The sequence below is a fragment of the Polyangium jinanense genome (assembly GCF_028435365.1).
Genome location: NZ_JAGTJJ010000025.1, coordinates 136,536 through 157,406, shown reverse-complemented (window position 1 = coordinate 157,406; position 20,871 = coordinate 136,536). Strand labels below are relative to the sequence as shown.

At 68.7% G+C, this 20,871-nt stretch carries 17 protein-coding genes; 5 read left to right on the top strand and 12 right to left on the bottom strand.

Annotated features, from left to right (window positions below; translation table 11 throughout):
* The first annotated feature begins 28 nt into the window (after positions 1-28).
* A complete protein-coding gene (locus KEG57_RS55775; RefSeq protein ID WP_272422713.1) occupies positions 29-1,909 on the top strand; it encodes a sensor histidine kinase in 1,881 nt (626 codons plus the stop codon).
* Positions 1,910-2,637: 728 nt separating this feature from the next.
* Here the strand turns inward: KEG57_RS55775 and KEG57_RS31680 are convergent.
* Positions 2,638-3,843: a cytochrome P450 family protein gene (locus KEG57_RS31680; RefSeq protein WP_272422714.1), complete on the bottom strand. Its 1,206-nt coding sequence runs from the start codon at positions 3,841-3,843 to the stop codon at positions 2,638-2,640.
* Positions 3,844-3,988: 145 nt separating this feature from the next.
* Here KEG57_RS31680 and KEG57_RS31675 point away from each other — a divergent pair, with 145 nt between their 5' ends.
* Positions 3,989-5,119 (top strand): sterol desaturase family protein, encoded by a 1,131-nt coding sequence (locus tag KEG57_RS31675; RefSeq protein ID WP_272422715.1) that lies wholly within the window; start codon positions 3,989-3,991, stop codon positions 5,117-5,119.
* Here KEG57_RS31675 and KEG57_RS31670 read toward each other — a convergent pair.
* From KEG57_RS31670 to KEG57_RS31655, 4 genes are all read right to left on the bottom strand, one after another.
* Positions 5,100-6,119: a radical SAM/SPASM domain-containing protein gene (locus KEG57_RS31670; RefSeq protein WP_272422716.1), complete on the bottom strand. Its 1,020-nt coding sequence runs from the start codon at positions 6,117-6,119 to the stop codon at positions 5,100-5,102. The genes KEG57_RS31675 and KEG57_RS31670 overlap by 20 nt on opposite strands.
* Positions 6,116-7,492 carry an aspartate aminotransferase family protein gene (locus KEG57_RS31665; protein WP_272422717.1) on the bottom strand — a complete coding sequence of 459 codons (1,377 nt, stop codon included), beginning with the start codon at positions 7,490-7,492 and terminating at the stop codon, positions 6,116-6,118. The genes KEG57_RS31670 and KEG57_RS31665 overlap by 4 nt, the downstream gene beginning before the upstream one ends.
* Before the next feature lie 46 nt (positions 7,493-7,538).
* Positions 7,539-8,486 (bottom strand): bestrophin family protein, encoded by a 948-nt coding sequence (locus KEG57_RS31660; RefSeq protein WP_272422718.1) that lies wholly within the window; start codon positions 8,484-8,486, stop codon positions 7,539-7,541.
* A gap of 62 nt (positions 8,487-8,548) precedes the next feature.
* The gene (locus KEG57_RS31655; protein WP_272422719.1) at positions 8,549-8,887 is read right to left on the bottom strand and encodes a hypothetical protein; all 339 of its coding nucleotides are present in this window, start codon (positions 8,885-8,887) and stop codon (positions 8,549-8,551) included.
* A 109-nt stretch (positions 8,888-8,996) separates the two neighbouring features.
* Here KEG57_RS31655 and KEG57_RS31650 point away from each other — a divergent pair, with 109 nt between their 5' ends.
* Complete coding sequence (locus KEG57_RS31650; RefSeq protein ID WP_272422720.1) at positions 8,997-9,779, top strand: YkgJ family cysteine cluster protein; 783 nt, start codon at positions 8,997-8,999, stop codon at positions 9,777-9,779.
* Here KEG57_RS31650 and KEG57_RS31645 read toward each other — a convergent pair.
* Positions 9,759-10,829, bottom strand: coding sequence for an alpha/beta hydrolase (locus KEG57_RS31645; RefSeq protein ID WP_272422721.1), 1,071 nt, complete (start codon positions 10,827-10,829; stop codon positions 9,759-9,761). The genes KEG57_RS31650 and KEG57_RS31645 overlap by 21 nt on opposite strands.
* A gap of 101 nt (positions 10,830-10,930) precedes the next feature.
* Between KEG57_RS31645 and KEG57_RS31640 the strand changes: the two genes are divergently transcribed.
* Positions 10,931-12,508, top strand: coding sequence for a thioredoxin family protein (locus KEG57_RS31640; protein ID WP_272422722.1), 1,578 nt, complete (start codon positions 10,931-10,933; stop codon positions 12,506-12,508).
* An 18-nt stretch (positions 12,509-12,526) separates the two neighbouring features.
* Here KEG57_RS31640 and KEG57_RS31635 read toward each other — a convergent pair whose 3' ends face one another.
* The 3 genes from KEG57_RS31635 to KEG57_RS31625 form a co-directional block, all read right to left on the bottom strand.
* Positions 12,527-13,678: a myxococcus cysteine-rich repeat containing protein gene (locus KEG57_RS31635; protein ID WP_272422723.1), complete on the bottom strand. Its 1,152-nt coding sequence runs from the start codon at positions 13,676-13,678 to the stop codon at positions 12,527-12,529.
* Entirely contained in the window at positions 13,675-16,995 is a 3,321-nt protein-coding gene (locus tag KEG57_RS31630; RefSeq protein ID WP_272459140.1) for a vWA domain-containing protein, read from the bottom strand. Before KEG57_RS31630 ends, KEG57_RS31635 begins: the two co-directional genes overlap by 4 nt.
* A gap of 188 nt (positions 16,996-17,183) precedes the next feature.
* Positions 17,184-18,050: an NAD-dependent protein deacetylase gene (locus KEG57_RS31625; RefSeq protein ID WP_308215651.1), complete on the bottom strand. Its 867-nt coding sequence runs from the start codon at positions 18,048-18,050 to the stop codon at positions 17,184-17,186.
* A gap of 71 nt (positions 18,051-18,121) precedes the next feature.
* Here KEG57_RS31625 and KEG57_RS31620 point away from each other — a divergent pair, with 71 nt between their 5' ends.
* A complete protein-coding gene (locus KEG57_RS31620; protein ID WP_272422725.1) occupies positions 18,122-18,454 on the top strand; it encodes an ATP-dependent Clp protease adaptor ClpS in 333 nt (110 codons plus the stop codon).
* A gap of 9 nt (positions 18,455-18,463) precedes the next feature.
* On the opposite strand, the gene KEG57_RS31615 is transcribed toward KEG57_RS31620, so the two are convergent.
* The 3 genes from KEG57_RS31615 to KEG57_RS31605 all read right to left on the bottom strand — a co-directional run bounded on the left by KEG57_RS31615 (position 18,464) and on the right by KEG57_RS31605 (position 20,855).
* Complete coding sequence (locus tag KEG57_RS31615) at positions 18,464-19,255, bottom strand: alpha/beta hydrolase (protein ID WP_372518196.1); 792 nt, start codon at positions 19,253-19,255, stop codon at positions 18,464-18,466.
* A 68-nt stretch (positions 19,256-19,323) separates the two neighbouring features.
* On the bottom strand, positions 19,324-20,400 hold the full coding sequence (locus tag KEG57_RS31610; protein WP_272459139.1) for a PAAR domain-containing protein: 1,077 nt from the start codon (positions 20,398-20,400) through the stop codon (positions 19,324-19,326).
* Positions 20,401-20,408: 8 nt separating this feature from the next.
* The gene (locus tag KEG57_RS31605) at positions 20,409-20,855 is read right to left on the bottom strand and encodes a DcrB-related protein (RefSeq protein WP_272422728.1); all 447 of its coding nucleotides are present in this window, start codon (positions 20,853-20,855) and stop codon (positions 20,409-20,411) included.
* Positions 20,856-20,871 lie beyond the last annotated feature (16 nt).

The following is a 20,871-nucleotide window of genomic DNA, read 5'->3' as shown; positions in this document are numbered from 1 at the left end:
TGCTTCCCGCCCGCGCCGCGGCAATCAAGTGAAAATCAGGACCCAACGTGCGGACTGGCTGCTCTTCCTGGTCATGCTCGTGCCGATCGGTCTGAGCACGTGGTTTGGCTTGTCCCTGATCGACGCGATTCACCGCCGCCAGGCCGCGGCGACCGTACAGACCGTGCTCGCGACGACCCGCGAGGGTCTGGTGACCTGGGAGCGGCACATGGAGGCCACCGCGAAGAGCTGGGCGGGCGAGGCCGGCGTGCGGCGCGTGGTCCTCGCGCAGTTGAAGCTCCGGAGCAGCGGCGGGGCGCTCCACGAGGGCCCGTACCTCGGCGAGCTGCGGCGCCTGCTGCGGGACGTCGTCCAGCAGAAGCAATACATGGGCTTCGACATCATCGCCCCGGACGGCATCGACATCGCCTCCGACCACGGCGATGTCGTCGCGACGAACACGCTGAGCCGCCTGGATCCGGACACCATCACCGCGGCGCTTCGTGGCTCGACCGTCACCGGAGCGCCCTTCCTCATGCGCGACCAAAACCTCGAGGTCGACGTTCCGACGATGCTCGTCGCGACACCCGTGCGCGACGAGGACGGGGCGATCGTGGCAGCGCTCGTCTTCCGCATCGATCCCACCGGAGAATTCTCGCGCATCACACAGTCGGGCCGGGTCGGCGAGACGGGCGAGACGTACGCATTCGACCGTTACGCGCGTCTCGCGACGGAGAGCCGGTTCGAGCCGCTGCTCCGCGACATCGGCTTGCTCGCCGCCGGCCAACATTCGAGCCAAGTGATCGAGCTGCGTGATCCAGGCGGTAACATGCTCCGCGGCTTCCGCTCCCGGCTGCCCCGGTCGGAGCAGCCCTTGACGAGAATGGCCATGAGCGCCGTCTCCGGGAAATCCGGGCTCGACACCGACGGCTACCGCGATTACCGAGGCGTTACGGTGATCGGGGCCTGGGTATGGGATCCAGAGCTCCAGCTCGGGATCGCAACCGAGGTCGACAAAGCCGAGGCGTACAGCGCCCTCACCGCAACGCGCAAGGTCGTCCTGCGGACGTTCATCGTCGGTCTCGGCATCACGCTCGTGCTGACCCTCATTTTGCAGCAGCGCGCGAAGGCCCTCGCCCACAGCCTGGGTCGAGAGCGGGAGCTCCGGACCGAGCTCGAGGAGCGGGTCGACCGTCTCCAGCGCGTGGAAGGCGAGCTCGAGAGCGCGGTTCATGCGCGCGAAGAGTTCTTGCGATTCGCATCGCACGAGCTGCGCACGCCGCTGACGAGTCTGCGGCTGCTTTACGAATACATGCTTCGAGCCCGCCCCGAGGACGCAACGCCCGTGATGAGCCCGGCGGACGTGAGCCGATTCTTGAAGGTCTCCACGCGCGAGCTTCGCCGGATGACGCAGGTCATCAACAACATGTTCGTGCTGTCGAACGTCGCCGCGGGCAACGCGGTGCTGAACCTCGAGCGCGTGGAGATCGAGGAGCTCGTACGGAACGTCGCACGGAAGATGCAAACGGAGGTCGCAGCCGAGGGGTGCACCGTGGAGATCCAGAGCGAGGGCCCCGTATACGGCCACTGGGATCGGACGCACCTCGAGCAGGTTTTCGTGAACCTTCTGTCGAACGCAGCGCGATTCGGCGCCAAACAGCCGATCACGATATCGGTCAGCAAGGAGCCAGGCTTCGCGGTCGTCTCGGTGCGAGATCGCGGCGTGGGCATCACGCCAGAGGAGCTGGAGAGGATCTTCGAGCCATTCCGGCGGAGGCAGGACGCACACGCCGGGCTCGGCGCAGGGCTCTTCGTTTGCCGCGCAATCGTCGAAGCACACAAGGGCACGATCTCCGTCTCGAGCGAGAAGGGAGAAGGCGCAACCTTCTGCGTGAAGCTCCCGCTGCCACCCGGGAGCGATCAGGTCTAGACCCGAGCACAGGGGTCTCAGCTGGAGCCGCCGCGCCGGGGCGCCGCCCCGGGCCCCGCGGGGGCTGTCCGCCCCTCGACCCGGACCAGGGCAAGCCCTGGACTCGGGGTGGAAGAACTGCGCGATGCGCAGTTCTTCCAGCGGGCCGGTGGGATCGCCCCGCCCGTCGAGATGTCAGCGCAGCTGTCTTGGTTGGCGAGGTCGTCGCCGGTCTCGACCGGGCCTGTGCGATGAACTGCGCATCGCGCAGTTCATCGTCCTGGGTCCAGCCCCTGGCTGGTCCGGGTGCAGGGGCGGACAGCCCCTGCTGGGGCCTGGGGCAACGCCCCAGCGCAGCGGCGTCGACCCGAGGGACCTTCGCGAACGGAGCGCTACATCGACCGGGAGGTCCCGGGACCTTCGCGCAAGGAGCGCAACATCGATCCGGGAGGTTCCGGGATCTGCGGGAACGGAGCGCGACGTCGATCCGGGAGGTCCCGGGACCTGCGGGAACGGAGCGCGACGTCGATCCGGGAGGTCCCGGGACCTGCGGGAACGGGGTCGAAGACCGATGACGGAGGCCGAGGGACCTGCACGCGCGGCGGAGAGGGGGTGAAAGACGCTGCGATGAACTGCGCATCGCGCAGTTCATCGTCCCGGGTCCAGCCCCTGGCTGGTCCGGGTGCAGGGGCGGACAGCCCCTGCTGGGGCCTGGGGCAACGCCCCAGCGCGGCGGCCTCCAACCTAACCTAGAACTGAACAGGCAATCGCTTCTTTGCGTGCAGCAGCAGGAGCATCGAGCTTGGCTCGAGGTCCTCGCGCGGGACGGCCAGCTTCATCCTTGGCAGGCGCCGGAGCAGCGTCTCCACGGCGATGACGGCTTCGAGCCGCGCGAGCGGCGCGCCGAGACAGAAATGGATCCCGTAGCCGAATGCGATGTGCTTGTTTGGTTTTCGCCCCACGTCGAAGCGGGCTGCGTTTGGGAATCGTGATTCGTCGTGATCGGCGGAGAGCAGCGATGCCAGCACGAGCTCGTTTTTTCGGATCGTCACCCCGCCGATCTCCACGTCCTCCAGTGCGAAGCGGTATGTCGTCGTCTCCACCGGCCCGCAATAGCGCAGCATCTCCTCCACGGCTGATTCGAGGAGCGACGGATCGGCGACGAGACGCTCGCGCTCTTCGGGGTGGTCCATCAGCGCGAGCATGCCGTTCGTGATCAGATTGACTGTGGTCTCGTGGCCTGCGACGAGCAGGAGGAAGAGCATTCCTACGAGCTCTTGGGTGCTCAGACGATCGCCGCCTTCCTCGGCGGCCACGAGCCCGCTCACGAGGTCGTCTCTTGGCTCGGCCCTGCGGCGCTCGATGAGCGCCATGAAGTACTGGAAGAACTCGAATCCGGTGGCGCGCAGGTGCGCGAGTTGCTCCTCGGTGTCCGCGGGCGTGAAGAGCGTCGTGGTCCAGCGACGGAAATCGTCCTGGTCTGCGGAGGGCACGCCGAGCAGCTCGGCGATGACCGTGACGGGCAGGGGATACGAGAATTGCGAGACGAGGTCCATCCCGCTTGCATCACGCGCGAGGGCGGCCGAGACGAGGTTCTCCGCAATCGTGGAGATGCGGCCGCGCAGGCCCTCGACGATTTGCGGCGTGAAGGCTTTGGCCACGAGGGAGCGAAGCCGCGTGTGGTCTGGCGGATCGGCGCTCAGCATGTGCTTGCCGAGCACGTCGAATTCGCCCGATACGCGCAGGCGCGCACGCTCCTCGGGGGGCCATTTGGTGAAATCCTTGCCGAAGCGGGGATCTCGCAGCATCTCGGAGCAATCGGTGTACCGCGTGAGTAGCCAGAAAGGCACTTTCCGGTAGGGCTCGATGACCTGCGAGATGGGCTCTTCGGCGCGGAGGCGTTTGTAGATCGGATGAGGGTCCTTGCGGCCCGCCAGCGTGAACAAGGGGTGCATGGGGGAAGCATGGTAGGGGCCCGTGGAAGGGCCCGGCAAGGGCGTGTTGTGTGCTCACGAGCGTACCGGATGGCTTGAAAAAGGTGCTCCCATGGTCATGAGCCCCGCCCTTTACGCCCCGGGCGCGATTCCGTAGTCTTGGCGCATGAGCCGCCTCGAGACGAATGGGTACTACGCGCTCGGGGTTCCGTTCTACCTTGCCATCATCGCCCTGGAGATCGCGCTTTCGCGCCGCAAAGGGCAGCGCGTCTACGGGTTTGCCGACACGCTCGGGAGCTTCTCGGCGGGGCTCGGCGAGATCGTCCTTGGCCTCTTCCTCGGCCCGTTGCTCCTCGGCCTCTACGATTTCGCCTACGACAGGCTCGCGCTCGTGCGCTGGCCCGAGGGCTCGATCGTCCCCTGGATCCTCGCGTTCGCGCTCGGCGACCTCGGGTATTACTGGTATCACCGCGCCGGCCATTCCGTGGCCGCGCTCTGGGCGATCCACGGCGTCCATCACCAGTCCGAGCATTTCAACGTCTCGGTTGCCACGCGTCACCCCTGGTTTTCGGACACGTACGCCTTCCTCTTCTACGCGCCCATCCCCATGCTCGGCGTCCCGCCGCTGCATTTCTTCGTGGCGATCTCGATCATCTCCTTTTACGCGCTCAGCGTCCATTCGCGCGTCTTCCACCGCCCGGGGCTCTGGTTCCTGGTCACGCCGGCGACGCACATCGTGCATCATTCGAGAAACCGGCGGTATTTGAACAAGAACTTCGGCGCGATGTTCACGGTGTGGGACCGCATGTTCGGTACGCACGTGGAGGTCGATCCCGCCGATCCGCCGGTCCTCGGCACGCCGTTCGGCTACCAGACGCACGACGGCGCGCGGGCACAATGGGTGTTCTTCCGCGACCTCATCGCCGTCGCGCGCCAGGCGAAGACGTTCGGCGACAAGGTCCGGACCTTCGTCCGTCACCCCGGCTGGACCCCCGAGGGCATTGTCTTCCCGCGCCACGCGCCCGCGCGGCCCGACACGGACATTCCTACACGCACAAAGGTTTATGCCGCGCTCGCGTTCGCCGCGACGCTCGCGTTCGCGCTGCACCTCCTCTGGCTGCGCGATCGGCATCCGTTCTGGCAACTCGCGGCCGGGGCGCTCGTCGTCTTGTGGGGGTTGTCGACGATGGGCGGGCTCCTCGACGGGCGCGACGGCGCGGCCAAGCGGGAGGGCGTGCGGGTCGCCGCGACGGCCGCGCTCGGCCTCGCGATCGCGTTCAGCTCGTCCGCATCCTAGTGCCCAGATCGAGGAGGCTCTGCGCCGACCCGCCATTGCCGAGGGCCTGGTTGATTCCGCGGCAAGCGGTCCAGCATTGCTGGCACCTCGCAATCTCGGCCTGCTTCTCCTGCAACCGCCGATGGAGCTCCCCGAGGCTCGCCTCCCGCACGTTGCCCACGCTCTCGTCGATCCGCTCGATGCAGGGCGAGACGTTGCCCACGTGATCGATGTTGAACCCCGTCTTGCCCGCGCTGCACGTGGGCATCTTCTCCTGCGCGAGGAAGGCGTCGATGCGCGCGAAATAATCGCGGAAGTACCGGAGGTGTGGATACTTCTCCCAGAGCGCGAGCACATGCTTGGACACGCCCACGGGCGGCATCTTGTCGGGCCCCTCCTTGCCGCGGCGATAGCCCGCAATGCTGAGGAGCGTGAGCTGATGGCCGACCCCGCGCGCCTCGCTCTGCCGGAGCAGCGCCTCCAGATCACGCCAGTTGTCCTCCATCAGCACCGTCATCACGTGCACCTGTTTGCCCCCGCGCGGCGCCGTGTCGCGGAGGAGTTCGACCGCCTTCCAGGCGCGATCCGTGGTCCCCGCGAGCCGGCGTTTCCCGTCGTGCCGGCTCGCCTCGGGGTAATCGATGCTCACGTTGCCGTGCACGAGCCCCGCGTCCCAGAGCGCTTTGGCCTTGTCCTCCGTCACGAACCAGCCGTTCGTGAACAGCGCGGTGATGTGTTTCTCCGAGAGAATCCGCACGATCTCCACGATGTCGGGCCGCGCGAGCGGCTCGCCGCCCTCGACCGAGATCACGAACGTGCCGAGCTCGGCGAGCTCGTCCGCGACGCGGCGGTATTCGGCGAGCGAAAGCTCCTGCTTGGGCGGCGCGGGGTTCGGCCAGAAATCGCAGAAGCTGCATTCCATGTTGCAGCGGTTCGTGACCTGGATCAGGCACGAAAACGGGCGCCTGCGGAGGAGCGTCGCGGCGAACGTGGCCTCTTTTTTCCACGTGGCGAAGCTCATCCGAACCTCCATCCGCCGGCGAACTGCTGCCCGAGCCGCGCCGTCGCATCGCGCACGATCGGGGCCACCTCGCGGTATTCGTCGAGCAGCGCGCCAATCCGATCCACGACGCGGTCGATCTCGGCGTCCGTCACCGTGAGCGGCGGTTCGAGCTTGAGCACGTTCCATTGCTGGCTCGCGGGTTGCGCCACGATCCCGTGCTCGAGCAGGCGCACGCTCAGCCATTGCCCGAAGATACGCCGCGAGACCGCCTCCACGAGGCCCGGCAAGGCCCGATGCAAGAGCCCGCCCTTTTCGGTCGGTCCGAGCTCGATCCCCACGAAGAGCCCGCGGCCCCGCACCTCGCGCACGAGCGGGTGCTTGCCGATGCGGTCGCGGAGCGCGCCGAGCATCCGCTCGCCTTTCTCCCGGCTAGCTTGCACGAGCCCCTCCTCGTCGAGGATGTCGAGGATCGCCCCGGCCGTGCGGCAAGCGAAGGCATTGCCCGCGTATGTCGAGCCGTGCAGATCGAAGCGCTCGGCCGTGCCGAACGCGCGTTTGCACAGATCGGGCGTCGTCAGCGTCGCGGAGATCGGCACCATTCCGCCGCCGAGGGCCTTGCCGAGCACGAGGACGTCCGGGAAAAACCCTTCGGCCTCGCAAGCGAAGAGCGAGCCCGTGCGGCCGATGCCGGTCTGCACCTCGTCGAGGACGAGCAGCGCGCCGCGCTTTTTGCAGAGCTCCTGCGCGGCGCGCAGGTACCCTTTCGGCGGGACGAGCATGCCGCCCTCGGCCTGGATCGGCTCGACGAGGAACGCGGCGGCACGGGTCTTTCCGAGGGCCTCGTCGAGCGCGTCGAGATCCCCGAACGGGACCTCCTGGCAGGCCGGCAAGAGCGGCTCGAAGAGCTCACGCATGCGCGGGATGCCGGACGTCGACAGCGTGCCGAGGTTCAGTCCGTGATAACCATTCTTGCAATAGAGGAGCGTTTTCTTCCCGGTCGCGGCGCGCGCGAGCTTCAGCGCGGCCTCCACGGCCTCGGCGCCGGTGCACGAGAAGAGGCACATCGTGAGCGGCCCGGCGCGGCGCGCGAGCGCGGAAGCGAGCTCGGCCGCGTGCACCGGCGGGCCCACGTGCACCAGGTTCGGCACGTCGTCCGCGAGGAACGCGGCCATGTTCGCCCGGAGCTTCGGGTGGTTGTGCCCGAGGCTCTGCGCGCCGAAGCCCGAAAGGAAATCGAGATATTCGCGCCCCTCGTGGTCCCAGAGCGTCGTGCCGCTCGCGCGGACGAAGACGCGGCCGTACCCGAAGGCGCCGAGGAGTTTTACGAAGGCGGGATTGATGTGCTCCGCGTACTTCGCGACGGCAGGGTGGGAGGAGGGCGAGGGGGGCATCCGCGGGCGATTGTCGCCCCCGGACGCGCGGAGATGCAAGCGCCGATCAGGTCAAAAGGCCGCCCTTCGGCTTGAGCAGGGGCGGCAGATCCGTCTCGCCGAGACGCTGCCGGAGGTTCACCTCGATCATGCGCGAGAGGCCCGAGAGCGGCAGATCGTTCGCATCCGTGCCGAAGGGATTTTCGATCTCGTCGCCGATCGCGTCGAGGCCGTAGAACGCATACGCCACGATCCCCACCACCACCGGCGTGAACACCCCGACCGTCTTCGCGATCCCGAACGGAAGCGCGAAGCAATAAATGGCCACGAGCTGGTGAATGAGCGAGGTGTACGAGAGCGGGATCGGCGTGCTCTTGATGCGCTCGCAGCCGCCCTGGAGGTCCGTGAGGGTGGTGAGACTCTGCTCCAGCACGGACAGGTGGTAGGGGTGAATCCAGCCGCGCTTCCAGGCGTCGCGCAGGCGGAAGGCGGCCGATTGGAGGATCGCCGTGGGCCGATTGAGTTCGGGCCGCAATCCGTCGATCTCGGTCGCCGCGAGGAACGGCGCGAGCTCCTCCAGCCGATCCTGATCACGAAGGTGCAGCCGGAGCGCGTGCGTGTAGCCGATGATCCGATAGACCATCTCCTGTCGAAACGCCGCGACGGCCTCGCTGTCGGTGGGGCGATCGGCCGGCTCGTTCACGAGCGTGAGGATCTGGCGCGTGATCGTGCGGGTCGTGTTGACGAGGCCGCCCCAGAGCTTCCGGCCCTCCCAGAAGCGGTCGTAGCTCGTGTTGTTCCGGAAGCCGAGGAAGATGCTGAGCGCGAGGCCGATGAGCGTGAACGGGATCGTCGTGAGGTCCGGGTGGAAAAACCCGTACTTCAGATCGGTCACGGTCACCCCGACGGCGAGCAGGATGGTGATGGCCATGCGGCCACGGATCCGCGCCAGCGCCGTCCCGCGGTACTTGAGGAGCAGGCGCAGCCAGGAGTAACGCTTTTCCGCAACCATCATGGGGCACGATCCCGCGAGAGGCGGCGGGCCTTAGCACGATGCCGTTGGTGCACCAACGGCAATCAGGCGTGCCCGAGCGGACGGGCGGCCGCGAGGAGCGCGGCGTCGATGAGCCGCTTCTCGGAAGCCTGGAGGGCGCGGCGCAAGGCCGAGACGCGGCTCGGGAGCTCGTCGAGGACAGGCGGGAGCTTGTCCGCGGGGCCGAGCTCGCGCAGGGAGGCCTCCGCCGCGTCGAGCCGCGCCCGCGTCGCGGCGTGCGCCTCTTCCGCGGCCCCGAAGAGCGGCATCTGCCACGTCGATCCGGCCGCCTTCTCCGCGCGGCCGAGCCAGACCTTGGCGGCGTCGAGGTGCTGCCCGGCGTCCCGGATCGCCGAGATGATCGCGTCGAGGTAATGGGTCATGGCAGCAGCACCTCGGGCGCAGTCTACACGGGAAGTGAGGGCCGCGCTTGCCCGCTGCGGGATCAGCCTGACTTGGCGGGGCCCGCGTGCGGCTGGTATCCCCTGGTCCATGACGGACGAACGGCGCTCCTTGCCGCTCGCGCGCCCGAGCCAGTATTCGCCCGAGATCTACGTCGGCATCGCGCAGGGCGAGAGCCTGGCGCTCGCGCCGCTCGTCGCGGAGAGCCCGGAGCGCGCGATGGAAGCCGCCCGGATCGCGAGCGAGCGCGCCTCGGCGCTCACGGCGACCGCGCACGCGCACGAGCCGCCCGACGCGCCGATGGCGTGTCGTCGCGGCTGCTCGACGTGTTGCCAGGCCAAGGTGCTCGCCGTGGCGCCCGAGGTTCTCCGCATCGCCGCGCACCTCCGGGCCACACGTTCGCCCGAGGAGCTCGCGGATCTGCTCGCCCGCGTGCAGGCGGCCGACGCCCGGACGCGTGGGCTCTCCCGCGCTGCGCGGGCCGAGGTGCACGTGTCTTGCCCGCTGCTCGACGCGGACGGCGGCTGCGGCGTGCATGCGGTGCGGCCGCTCGTGTGCCGGAGCTGGACGTCCTACGATGCAGGCGCTTGCGAGCGCTACTGGGAAGCGCCGGCTGGAAAGCAAACGCCGCCGCAATGGGCGATCGGCTACGAGCTCGCGCAGGCCGTGCTCGCGGGGCTCGGCAAGGCGTGCTTCGACGCGGGCCGGGACGGGACGCCGCTGGAGCTCATCGCGGCGCTCAGGATCACGCTCGAAAGGCCCACGGCGGGCGAGCGCTGGCACAAGCGGCTGCCCGTGTTCTCGGCGGCGAAGGACGCCGAATGGGTCGAGGCGAACGTGCGCCCGGGTTCCTCAGGAAAAACCGTTCCGTAGGGCCGCGGAAGCTTCGCGGATGATGCGCGAGGTCTCCTCGCGGCAAGCGGGCGCGACGCCTCCCATGAGCACGAAGCCGTGGATCATCGATTCGTGGCAGACGAGCCGCACGGGGACGCCTGCGGCCGTGAGGCGCTCGACGTACGCGGCGCCCTCGTCCCGCAGGGGATCGAAACCCGCCGTGAACACGAGCGCCGGCGGCGCGCCCTCGACGCTCGGCGCGAGGAGCGGCGAGCCGTCGGGGTGGCGGCGCACGGCCGGATCGGGGCCGAAATAATGCTCGTAATACCAGTCGATCATCCCCTTCGTGAGCATCCAGCCGTTTGCATACACCGCGTGCGAGCGGTGCGCGCAGGTCGCGTCGAGCCCGGGATAGAGGAGCACCTGCAGCGCGGGCCGATGGGCCTCGCCGCGCGTCTTCAGCGAGACGACCGCGGAGAGGTTGCCGCCCGCGCTGTCGCCCATGACCGCGATCCGCGCCGGATCGACGCCGAAATCGGCCGCGCGCGCGGCGACGTCGCGGAAGGCGGCGACCGCGTCGGTCGCGGCCGCGGGGAAGCGGTGCTCGGGCGCGAGGCGGTAGTCGACGGCGATGACGCGCACGCGGCCCTCGATCGCGAGCTGCCGGCAAAACGAGTCGTGCGTGTCGAGGTCGCCCGTGACGAACCCGCCGCCATGGTAGAAGACCACGCACGGCGAAGGCGCGGCGAGGCCCTCGGGCACGTACCTCCGGGCCGGGATCGGACCGGCATCGCCGCGCAGGCGCTCGTCCACCACGGAGACGCTGTCGAGGCGCGGGATCTCCACCATGCACACGGACTCGGCCATGCGCGCGCGGGCCACGGGCGGCGCGAAGCCGCGCAGATCGCTCGATTTCAGGACGTCGTCGAGCGCGAGCATCAGCGCGAGGTCCAAATCGACGGTGCAGCCCTCGACCGGCCGCGCGCGGAAGCCGAGGAGGCGCGCGGAGATCCCTTTCGAGCTGCGAATGGCGTCCGCGAGGGAACGGGCGACCTTGATGCGGGCGCGGGCCAGCGGAGAGAGGAGCATCGCGGCCGATGGTAGCGGCGGTCGCGGCGGCTGTCATCCGGGCAACGCGTGGACGCGCTCTCGGGCCCGCGATAGGCTCCGCTCGGGATCGAACGAACGTCATGGGAGACGGCCGCGCTGCGCTTCGAGGTGCTCTGTTCGTCGGGTTCGCGCTCGCCGCCGCGTGCAGCAAGCGCGAACCTGCGCGGGAGGAGCGTCCCGCGGCCACGACGACGGCGTCCGCGCATTCTCTTCAGGGTCCCTGGGCCGACCTCACCCCCGACCGCGCATTCGTCCGGGCGCGCGCCGAGGGCAAGCTCGTCTTTCTGTACTGGGGCGCGGCTTGGTGCCCGCCGTGCAACGATCTGAAATCGGAGGTCTTTTCGAAGCCTCGTTTCGCCGAGATGATGCGTGATTTCGTGCCCGTCCACCTCGACGGCGACACGGAGGACGCGCAACGCGTCGGCGAGGCGCTCTCCGTGTCGAGTTATCCGACGATCCTGGTGCTGAGCCCCGAGCGCGAGGAGCTCTTGCGCTTGAACGGGAGCATCGACATCGACGAGCTCGATCGCGCGCTCGGCGCCGTGCGCGGCAAGGCGCAGAGCTTCCGGGCGGCGGCCGCACGCCTCGACGAGGGCAAGCCGAGCGCGGAGGATTGCAGCACGCTCGCCCACGCGGCGTGGGAGCTCTTGCCCGAGGAGACGTGGAGCCCGACGCGGATCCTCGCGGCTTTGCGCAAGGCGATCGAAGTTTGTCCCTCCACCATGAACCGCGAGCGTGCCCTGCTCGCGGGTACGCTCCTCGGGCTCGCCTCGTCGTATCGACGGGATCCGACGCTCGCCGAGGCGATACGCGTCGCCTCTGCGAGCGCCCCTTCGTACCTCGATCTCATTTTCTCGAACGCCGAGACCACGTGGGCCGCGCGCGCGCTCGTCAATCACCGCGCCGAAGCCCTCGCGGCCTGGCTCGCCGCGGATCCCAAGGACGCGGCCTATCTCGCGTGGAAAACGAAATGGCTCGCGGCCGCGGCTTCGCTGCGATCACGCGAGGGCGCCTCCGTCGACGTCCGGCTCGCGGCCGTCGCTCCCTCGATCGATTTCTTCCGGCACGAAAACCCCGCGGGCCCCGTGCCCGATCCACTCCGGGCCGACGTCCTCGCCGCCGTGACGCGCGCCGATCACGAGGCGAAGACCCCCGACGAGCGGTATTCGGTCGTCTCGACGGCATCGTACCTCCTGCGGCGCGTGGGCGCGCATGACGAAGCGAGGAAGATGCTGAAGGCGGAGGCCGAGCGCTCGGGCACGCCGCATTACTGGTACTCGATGCTCTCGGCGGTCGAGAAGGAGCTCGGGCGCATCGAGGAGGCGCGGGCCTATTCGCAAAAAGCCCGCGAGGGCGCGGGCGGGCGCGCGACGCGGCTGCAGTGGATCACGAACGACATCCTCTTCCACGCAGCGCTCGAAGGCCCGCCGCCGCGCGCCTACCTCCTCGCCCAGGCCGAGGCGTTCTACGAGCTCGCGTTCTCGCTCCCGGACGGGTTCCAGGGGAGAAACCGGACGCGCGCCGAGCAAGTGAAAGCCGCGCTCGCCGCGCTGAAGGACGATCCCGAATTCGCGAAGCTCGTGATGCGTCTCCGCGATCGTTGCTCGTCGCTCCCCGCGAACGGCGCCGAGCGCTGCCGGGATTGCCTGCCGCGCTGACGCGTTCGCGAGGAAAACCTACTGGATGACGATCTGAAGGCCGTACGGGCTCGGGTTTTTGGCGAGGGAGCCGCCGCGCATGCGCACGAAATACGTGCCCGCCGCGAGGTTCATCGCAAGCGCGGATCCGCAGTTGCCCACGATGTCGTCGCCCGTGGCGAGCACGGTCGTGCCGTTGGGCGCGAGGATGTCGACGATCGTGTCGAGCGTCTTCGCGGCGCAGGCATTCGTGCCTTGATCGGTCGTGGTCGCCGTCAGGCTCGCCGCGGGCGCGCTCAGGACCACGGACACCACGTCGACATCGCCGAGCGGCGTGAGCACCCCGTTCCACGGCTCCAAAAAGGCGTCGGCCGTCGCGGCGGTGCCGTTGGGCTCGGTCTCCGTGATCTCGATCGAGCAGGTCGGGCTGCACCCGTCGCCCGGCGCCGTATTGCCGTCGTCGCAGGCCTCGGCGGGCGTCTTCTGCCCGTCGCCGCAGACGTCGACGACCTGGTCGATGCGCAATCGATACACGAACGTGGGGCTCGACGCGGACGCCGAGGCCACGATGCGCGCGAGATAAGCCCCGGGCGTGAGGCTCGGCAGGACCGCGCGCGAGCAGGCTCCTTCCCCGGCGTCGTCGTCGCTCGCGAGGATGGTGGTCCCGTCTGCCGCGCGGATTTCGAGGACCGTGTCGATCGCGCCCGTGGCACAGCCGCCATCGCCGACGTCGAGGATACGCGCGATCACGCTCGTATTCGCGGCCGCGACCGTGAAGGAGACGAAATCGACGTCGCCTTCAGGATTTATTTTCGCCGGGAAGGGGTCCTTGTAGGGGCTCGCCTGGCCGGGCGTGTCGTTCGGCTCGATTTCACCGAGCTCCACGGTGCATTCCGGCGAGCAACCGTCACCGGCGTCGCCGTTCCCGTCGTCGCATTCCTCGTCGGGATCGAGCGCGTCATCGCCGCAGACGGGCGCGGGTTTGCCACCCGCGCCGCCTTGTCCACCCGCGCCACCGACACCGCCGGCGCCGCCGATGCCGCCCGCTCCGCCTTGCCCGCCCGCGCCCCCCGGGCCCGCGCCGGACGTGCCGCTCGAAGCTGCATTGCTGCGCGGCGGGAGGCCCGCGCCCTCGCCGCACGCGGCGAGGGCCGTCACGAAAAGACCAAGCACGAGAATCGTTCGTTTCATTCGGAGTCCAGGCAGGAGTAGCTGAGGTCCCAGCTCTTCACGATGGCCGCCGCGCTCTTGTTCGACGCGGGATTCAAGGTGATCGAGAGCTCGAGGTGGCTCTGCCGCGCGTCGGCCTGGCCCAGTTTGTCGTAGAGGGAGATCGGGCACGGCGCCGGACCGCCCATCGGACAAACCTGCGTGTCGGGCGAGGCCTTCGCGGTCGCGAGGGCCTTGTACATCGCGGCAGCGAGGGCCGGCTCCGCGTTCGCCGTGCGCGCCTTCCAGACGACGTTCGTATCGGCGGCCGTGAGCGTGTCGTACGCGAGGAAGCCCCATTGCACCTTGGTTCCCTGCGGGCACTCTGCCTCGTATTTGTACGTGTACGTCGCGGGATCGTATCCGCCGGGGCAGCCGAGATCGACGGAGAGCTTGGTGCCCGCGTCGTTCAAGACCGTCTGGCAGGTCGAGGGGCAGAGCTTGAGCTGTGCCGGGTTTGCCGGGTCGTCGTAATACCAGCCCGCCCCGCAGGCCGCCCCGGAGGCGACATTGCCGAGGACCACCGGCGCGCCCGAGGTCGGCTGGAAGGTGACCTTCGCGGCGCTCGGATCGTAAACGCCGCCGCTCGGGACCACGAAATCGCAGGAGAGCGTATCACCCTTGATCTGGATCAGCGCCGAGAGCAGCTCGTTCTCGACGTTCCCGCCCGGCGCGACGAAAAAGCCTTTTTTCGTGCCGCCCTTCGACGCGATCAGGTTCATGAACGTCTGGTTCGCGCCCTGGATGCCGATCGCGTACGTCTTGACCCCCTTCGTCGAGAACGCATTGGCCGCGAGGTCGGAGATCGCCGTCTCGTCCTCGTTGCAGCCGACCGGATCGCCGTCGGTCGCGAAGACCACGATGGCGTCCTCGTTCGGGTTCGCGTTCTTGTAATTGACGGCCCATTGCGTCGCGCCCGAGAGCGCGGGGTACATGGGCGTGTTGCCGTTCGGCGATTTCGCGTTCAGGGCGTCGACGAGCTTCTTCTCCTGGGCGTCGGCCGGCGCCGATTGCAGCGTCAGAATGCCGACGTCGACGAGCGGCGACCGGCAGGCCGTGGCGCTGCAGGTCGTATCGTTGCAGCCCGAGACCGGCGCGTTGTCGGGCCAGAACCGGAGCGCGACGCCGAGGCCGGCGGAGCCGGGGTCCTGGAAGAATTTCTTCAGCGCCTTCACGGTCGCCGACCAGCGCGTCTCGCCGCCGCCGATGTCCGTGGTCATCGAGCCCGAGCGGTCGAGGGCGACAAACATGTTCACGCGCTTGACCGTCGCGGTCGTCGTATTCGAGCAGCTCGGCGCGCCGCAGGCGACGTTCGGCGCGAACGACGCCCAGTTGTCGAGGCACTGGCATTCGTCGAGCTGCGTGTAGCCGCCGTAGCTCGGCGGGTTCACCATGATCTCGCGCTTCGAGGCGCCCAGGCCGCAGCTCGCGGCCGGGACGTTGATGCATTTCCCGGGCGGGATGGCGCTCGGCGTCGTGCAGCTCTGGATGCCGGCGAGCGCCTGGTTCGGGTTGCATTGGCCAAACTGGCCGGAGCCCGCGGCGTAATGGATGAGCTTCACGCCCGCCGGGACCGCGGTGTTTCCGTGGTTGCACACCGGCACCGACCCGCTGCAGGGGACGCCGATCGACAGGTCGTAGCCGGCGCACTCCGGATCGGTTTGGCCGGGCAACCACGGCACGCAGTCACCCTTGACCGGACAACCCTGGCCGCACAGCGTCTTCACACGGTCGACGCAGAGGTTCGTCCAGGCGACGTTGCAGCAATCGGGCAGCTCCTGGCAGATCGTGGCGACGCACGAATCGCACGCTGGATCGAGCTTCCCGCCCGAGTCGCACTTGTTGTGGGAGCAAGGCGGATCTTGATGACACTTCGCGCCGCAGACGGTGTCGACCATGCCCACGCAGGCCGAGTCCCACGCGAACGGCCCGCACGATTTGCCGCACACGCTGCCGACCTTGTCCACGCAGTCCGCGGTCCAGCTCGCCGGATCGCAGGATTTGCCGCACAAGGCAGGGACCTTGTCGACGCACCGCTGCGCCCAGCCCGCGGTGCACGAGTTGCCGCAGACGGTCGTGACCTTGTCGACGCAGGACGAGGTCCATTTCGGCGAAGGGCACTTGTCGTTCTGCTGGCAAACCGACGCGACGAGGTTCACGCAGGCCGACGTCCAGCTTCCGCTGCAGCAGCTCGGCTGCGCGGCGCACACCGCGGCGACGCACGGATCACAGGCCGTATTGAGCTTCGAGCCCGTGATGCAGTAGTCGTGCGCGCAGGCGACCGTGCCGGGCGTGAAGTCGCAACACTTCGGCTCGGCGGCGCAGATGTCGGCCACGCACGAATGGCAGCCCGGGACGAGCGCGGTGCCCGCCGAGCAATACCCGTGCGAGCACGTGCCGGTCGTGCCCAGGTTGCAGCATTTCGGATCGTCGGCGCAGACGGTCGCCGCGCACGGATCACACGCCGTCGTGAGCGAGCCGCCCGTCTTGCAATAGTCGTGGCTGCACGTGCCCCACGTCGGCAGGCCGCAACACTTGGGATCGACGTCGCAGATCGCGCTGACGCACGGATCGCAGCCGTCCGTGAGCTTCGCGCCGGCCTCGCAGTAATCGTGGGCGCACGTCCCGCCGTACGACGTCTCGCAGCACGTCGGGTCGATGGCGCAGATCTCGTCCACGCAGGGATCGCAGCCATACCCAAGCGGATCGCCGACGGCGCACTTGTTGTGGTTGCACGTGCCGAACACCGGCGCCGAGCAGTATTGATTGAACTGGCAATCGACGCCCTCGTCACAAGGCTGGCCCACGCCCTGCGCGACGAGGTCCGGCGGATAATTGCCGAGATCACCCGTCTGCCAGGAGAAAATGGGCGTCTGCGCGAACGGCTTCAGCCCGCCGGGCGGATCCTCGTCGAAGACCTGGCACGAGGGATCACAGGGGTTGTTCGCGCAATCGGCGAGGACGCTGCTGCCCGGAGGGGCGGGTTTTTCACTGGGAGCGCTGCCCGGGGCGAGGGAAGATTTGTCCTCCTGACACGGCCCCCATTTGCCATTCGTGCAGACGTTGACGCCCTTGAAGCACGATTTCACGCCATTGTGCTCGCCGAGCACCACGGTGCACGCCTTCTTCTGGCCCTCCTGGCAAAGCGCCGGCGCGCCGCCCGATCCGCCTTCGCCCCCGGAACCGCCTTCCCCCGTGCCCCCCACGCCATTGTCGCCGCCCATCGACGGGTCCGAGTCGCGCGGAGGAAGATCTTCAGAACCCTGGCTGCAGGCCAGAAGCAGAAAGAAAAAAGGCACCACGTAAAGGGGGAGCAACCCCCAGGATAACGGGGTTCTCGCCGGTCCGGAACCATAAGCCATGAGTGAGCGCCTCCAGTGCCAACCTTCCATGATGCATGAAGGCTGTCTGGAATCAAGGCGGTTTGGTCACTCGATTTACCGGGGCTGGTTCTTGGCGTTACCAGGGAGACCCGACGCGCGGGACCTCACGCGCCGAGCGTCGCCGCGAGGTGCGGCAAGAGCTCGCCGAGGCGTGCGTCCACGCGAATGGCAGCGTGTTCGTCGCCGCGCGTCGGGCCGAGGTTCACGATGGCCACGGGCACACCCCGTTCGCTCGCGCGGCGCACGAACCGATACCCCGAGAACACCGTGAGCGACGAACCCACGACGAGCAGCGCCTCGGCCTCGTCGAAGAGCGCCCACGCGGCCTCCGTGACGCGCGCCGGCACGTTCTCGCCAAAAAAGACGACGTCGGGCTTGAGCGTGCCGCCACAGCCGAGACAAACGGGGACGTGGAAATCGGTGAAGGCGTCGTGATCGAGGTCGGCGTCGCCGTCGGGCGCGAGGGCCGTGCCCCACCTGTAGAACGAAGGGTTTTCCGCGATGAGGCGCTCCTGCAAAGCGGCGCGCGGCTCGATCGTCCCGCAGCCGAGACAACGAACGCGGGCGAGCGCGCCGTGCAGCTCGACCACGCGCTCGCTGCCCGCGGCCTGATGCAGCCCGTCGACGTTTTGCGTGATCGTGCCCGCGAGTCGGCCCGCCCGTTCGAGCGCGGCGAGCGCGGCGTGCGCCGGGTTCGGCCGGGCCGCGGCGATCCTCGGCCAGCCGTTCATGCTGCGCGCCCAGTAGCGCGCCCGCGAGGCGGGCTCGTGCAGGAACTGTTGCGCTTGCATGGGATTGCGGGCGCGGCGCGCGGTCTCGGGGCCTCGATAATCGGGAATGCCCGACTCCGTGCTCATGCCCGCGCCGGCAAGCGCGACGACGCGGCGGCCGTCGAGCAGACGAGCGAGGCGCGAGGCGGGGGCGAGGTCGTTCGCTTCGGGGCTGGAAGACGCGGAGAGCGACGAGGCCACGCCCGAGCCTAGCGCATGCGGCGCGGCGAGGCTTGTGGAGGGCGGGCGCGCGGATAAGATCCCCGCTCGGCATGGCGAACGACCCGAAGCGACGGAGCGACGACACGGATTCCGACCTCGCCACCGAGCAAAAGCGCAAGGTCGAGAAGGCGAAGCGCTGGCAGGTCGTCTTCCACAACGACAACTACACGACGAAATGGTTCGTGGTCGACGTGCTCGTCCGCTTCTTCCACATGGATGAGACGTCGGCGCTGAGCTTCATGCTCGTCGTGCACAGCACGGGCCGCGGCGTGGCCGGCGTCTACACGAAAGACGTCGCCGAGACGAAGGCGAAGCTCGTCCAGGAGCACGCGCGTGAGTACGGGATGCCGCTCCGACTCACGGTCGAACCGGACGACGATTGAAAGGCGCGCTCAGGGCGCGTCGTCGTGTTTTCCGAGCACGAACGGAACGGCCTCCGCTTCGACCTCGTCGAAGAGCCAGAGATCGTTGTGGTGCGCGCCCGCGACGCTCAGGAACCGGCCGCGCGGGAGGCGCGCGGCGAGCTTTTGGCCGTGATCCACGGGGATGAGCTCGTCGTCGGTGCCATGCACGACGAGGACGGGCACGTTCACGTTCGAGGCCCGCGCGGCGGAGTCGAATCGATCCTGCAAGAGGAGTCGCACCGGCAAGAACGGGAAGATTCGCGCGCCCACGTCGGCGAGCGACGTGAAGGGGCAAAGGAGCAGGACGCGCACACCGTGGCCTCGCGCGGCCATCTCCATCGCCACGCCCGTGCCGAGCGATTGTCCCGCGAGCACGACCTCGTTCCGCAGGATCCCCCGGTGCTCGACGAGGTGCCCGATCCCGCGCTCGGCCGCGTCGAAGAGCGCTTTCTCGCTCGGCTCGCCGAGGCCGCGCGCGAGCCCGTAGCCCGGATACTCGATCGCCGCGAACCCCGCGCCCGCGCGGGTGAAGAGATCCGCGAGCCACGCGCTGTCGGCGATCTGCTCGCCGTTTCCGTGAAAATACACGACCACGGGGCCACGCGCCGGAGGCGGCCGGAACAGCATGAGCGTCCCGCCCTCGATCCGTAGGAGCTCAACGTTTCCGGCGGGTGTGCGACCCACCGTGGGCGCGGGGAAGACGATGCGGCGCTGGGCCGTGTACACGAACCAGCAGATCACGAGGTACACGACGACGATCGCCCCGAGGACGATGGCCATCACGCGGCGCGCTCTGCTTTTTTTGCTGGGACGAGCGACATCGGTCCTTTCGGCCACGGAAGACGCGCCTATTTTCCGCCGCCGAAGAGGAGCGCGCCGCCGAGGATCGATTCGAGCGCGCCGCCCACGGAGCCCACGAGATCGCCGACCTTGCCGAGCGCCGCGCCCGCCGCGCCCGCGACCTTGTCCACCGCCGCGCCCGCCTTGTCGGCCGCCTTCTCCGCGGCGCCGAGGGCCTTTCCGAGCGTCTTGTCGACCGCGCCCGTGGCCTTGTCGATCGTGCCCGTCACGGTAGCCGTGGCCTTGTCGATCGTGCCCGTGACCGCGCCGGCCGTCTTATCGAGCGCCTTTTCGTACTTTGCCTCGGCCTTGTCGAGGGTCTTGTCGATCGCGCCCGTCACCTTGTCGATGGCCGCGTTGACCTTCGTATCGACCTTGTCGAGCGCCGCGTTCGCCTTGCCCTGCGCTTTGTCGAGCGCCTTGTCGACCTTCGACTGCGCCTTATCGAGCGTCTTCGACACCGCGCCCGTGACCTTGTCGGCCGCCGCCGAGACCTTTTCCGCGCCCTCGACGAGCGCCGCGCCGAGCTCGTTCATCCGCTCGATCGCGCCCGTCTTCGTGAGCACCGCGCCGAGCACGACAGCGCCGAGCGAGCCCGCGAGATCGGAAAGCGAGACCGGCTTCGCCGCCGCGGCCGCGCCGCCCACGACGACGGTCTTCACCCCGTCGCAGACCGTGGCCCCGCAGCTCGTCTTGTCGCCGACCCGCACGAGCTGCTTGCCGTGCACGAGCACGCTCGGGCTCCCCGCCACGATCGGCTGCGCCACGTGCGGCCCGCACGGCTGGGGCAGGGAAGGGGCGAGCACGGCCATCTGCCCCGGCCCGAGCATCACGTCCTCTGCGCCCGTGGCCACGACGCCCGTCGTGAGGATCGGGACCATGTCCACGATCGAGATCATCGTCCCGGCGGGCGCAGCTCCGATGCCCGCCCCGAGGCTCGCCGCGCCCGCGCCGCCGAGCCCCGCCGGGCCCACGACCTCGCTGCCGAGCATCGCCGCGACCATCGCCTGGCTCGGCGTGACGAGCGGCATCGCCGCGTGCGCGAGCCTCGAACCGACCTTCGCCGCGAGATGACCCGTCGTCATTTACGCCCTCACGTCTCCTCCCCCGGGCGGGGGAAACGCACCGTGGACAGGATCCGATCGAAGAGCGGGTTCATCTGATCCGCGTCGACCCTGGCCGCGGTCGCATTGAAGCAAAAGACCGTGCGCCGCCGGCCGAGCGCCATCGCGAGCCTCTGCTCGAGCTCGCCCGACTGCGCGCGCCACGTGAAATGCAGCTCGATCCCCGGCTGCCCGCCGAGCGTGCGCTCCTTCCGATCCTTGAGCTCGAACCCTTCGAGGCGCTTGCCGAGCTCGGCGAGCTGCTTGTCCGCGTAGGACACGAGTGTCTCCTCGGGGGAGAGCACGTCGCGCGTCATGACCACGTTCGGCGCCGTGGATTGTCCGGGCCGCGGGGTAGCGGCGAACGCCACCATCGTCCGGTCCTCCCAGTGGCGGGGTACGTCGAAGGAGACGTCTCGGCTCTCGTATCGCGACATTCGCTTTTTGTTCTCC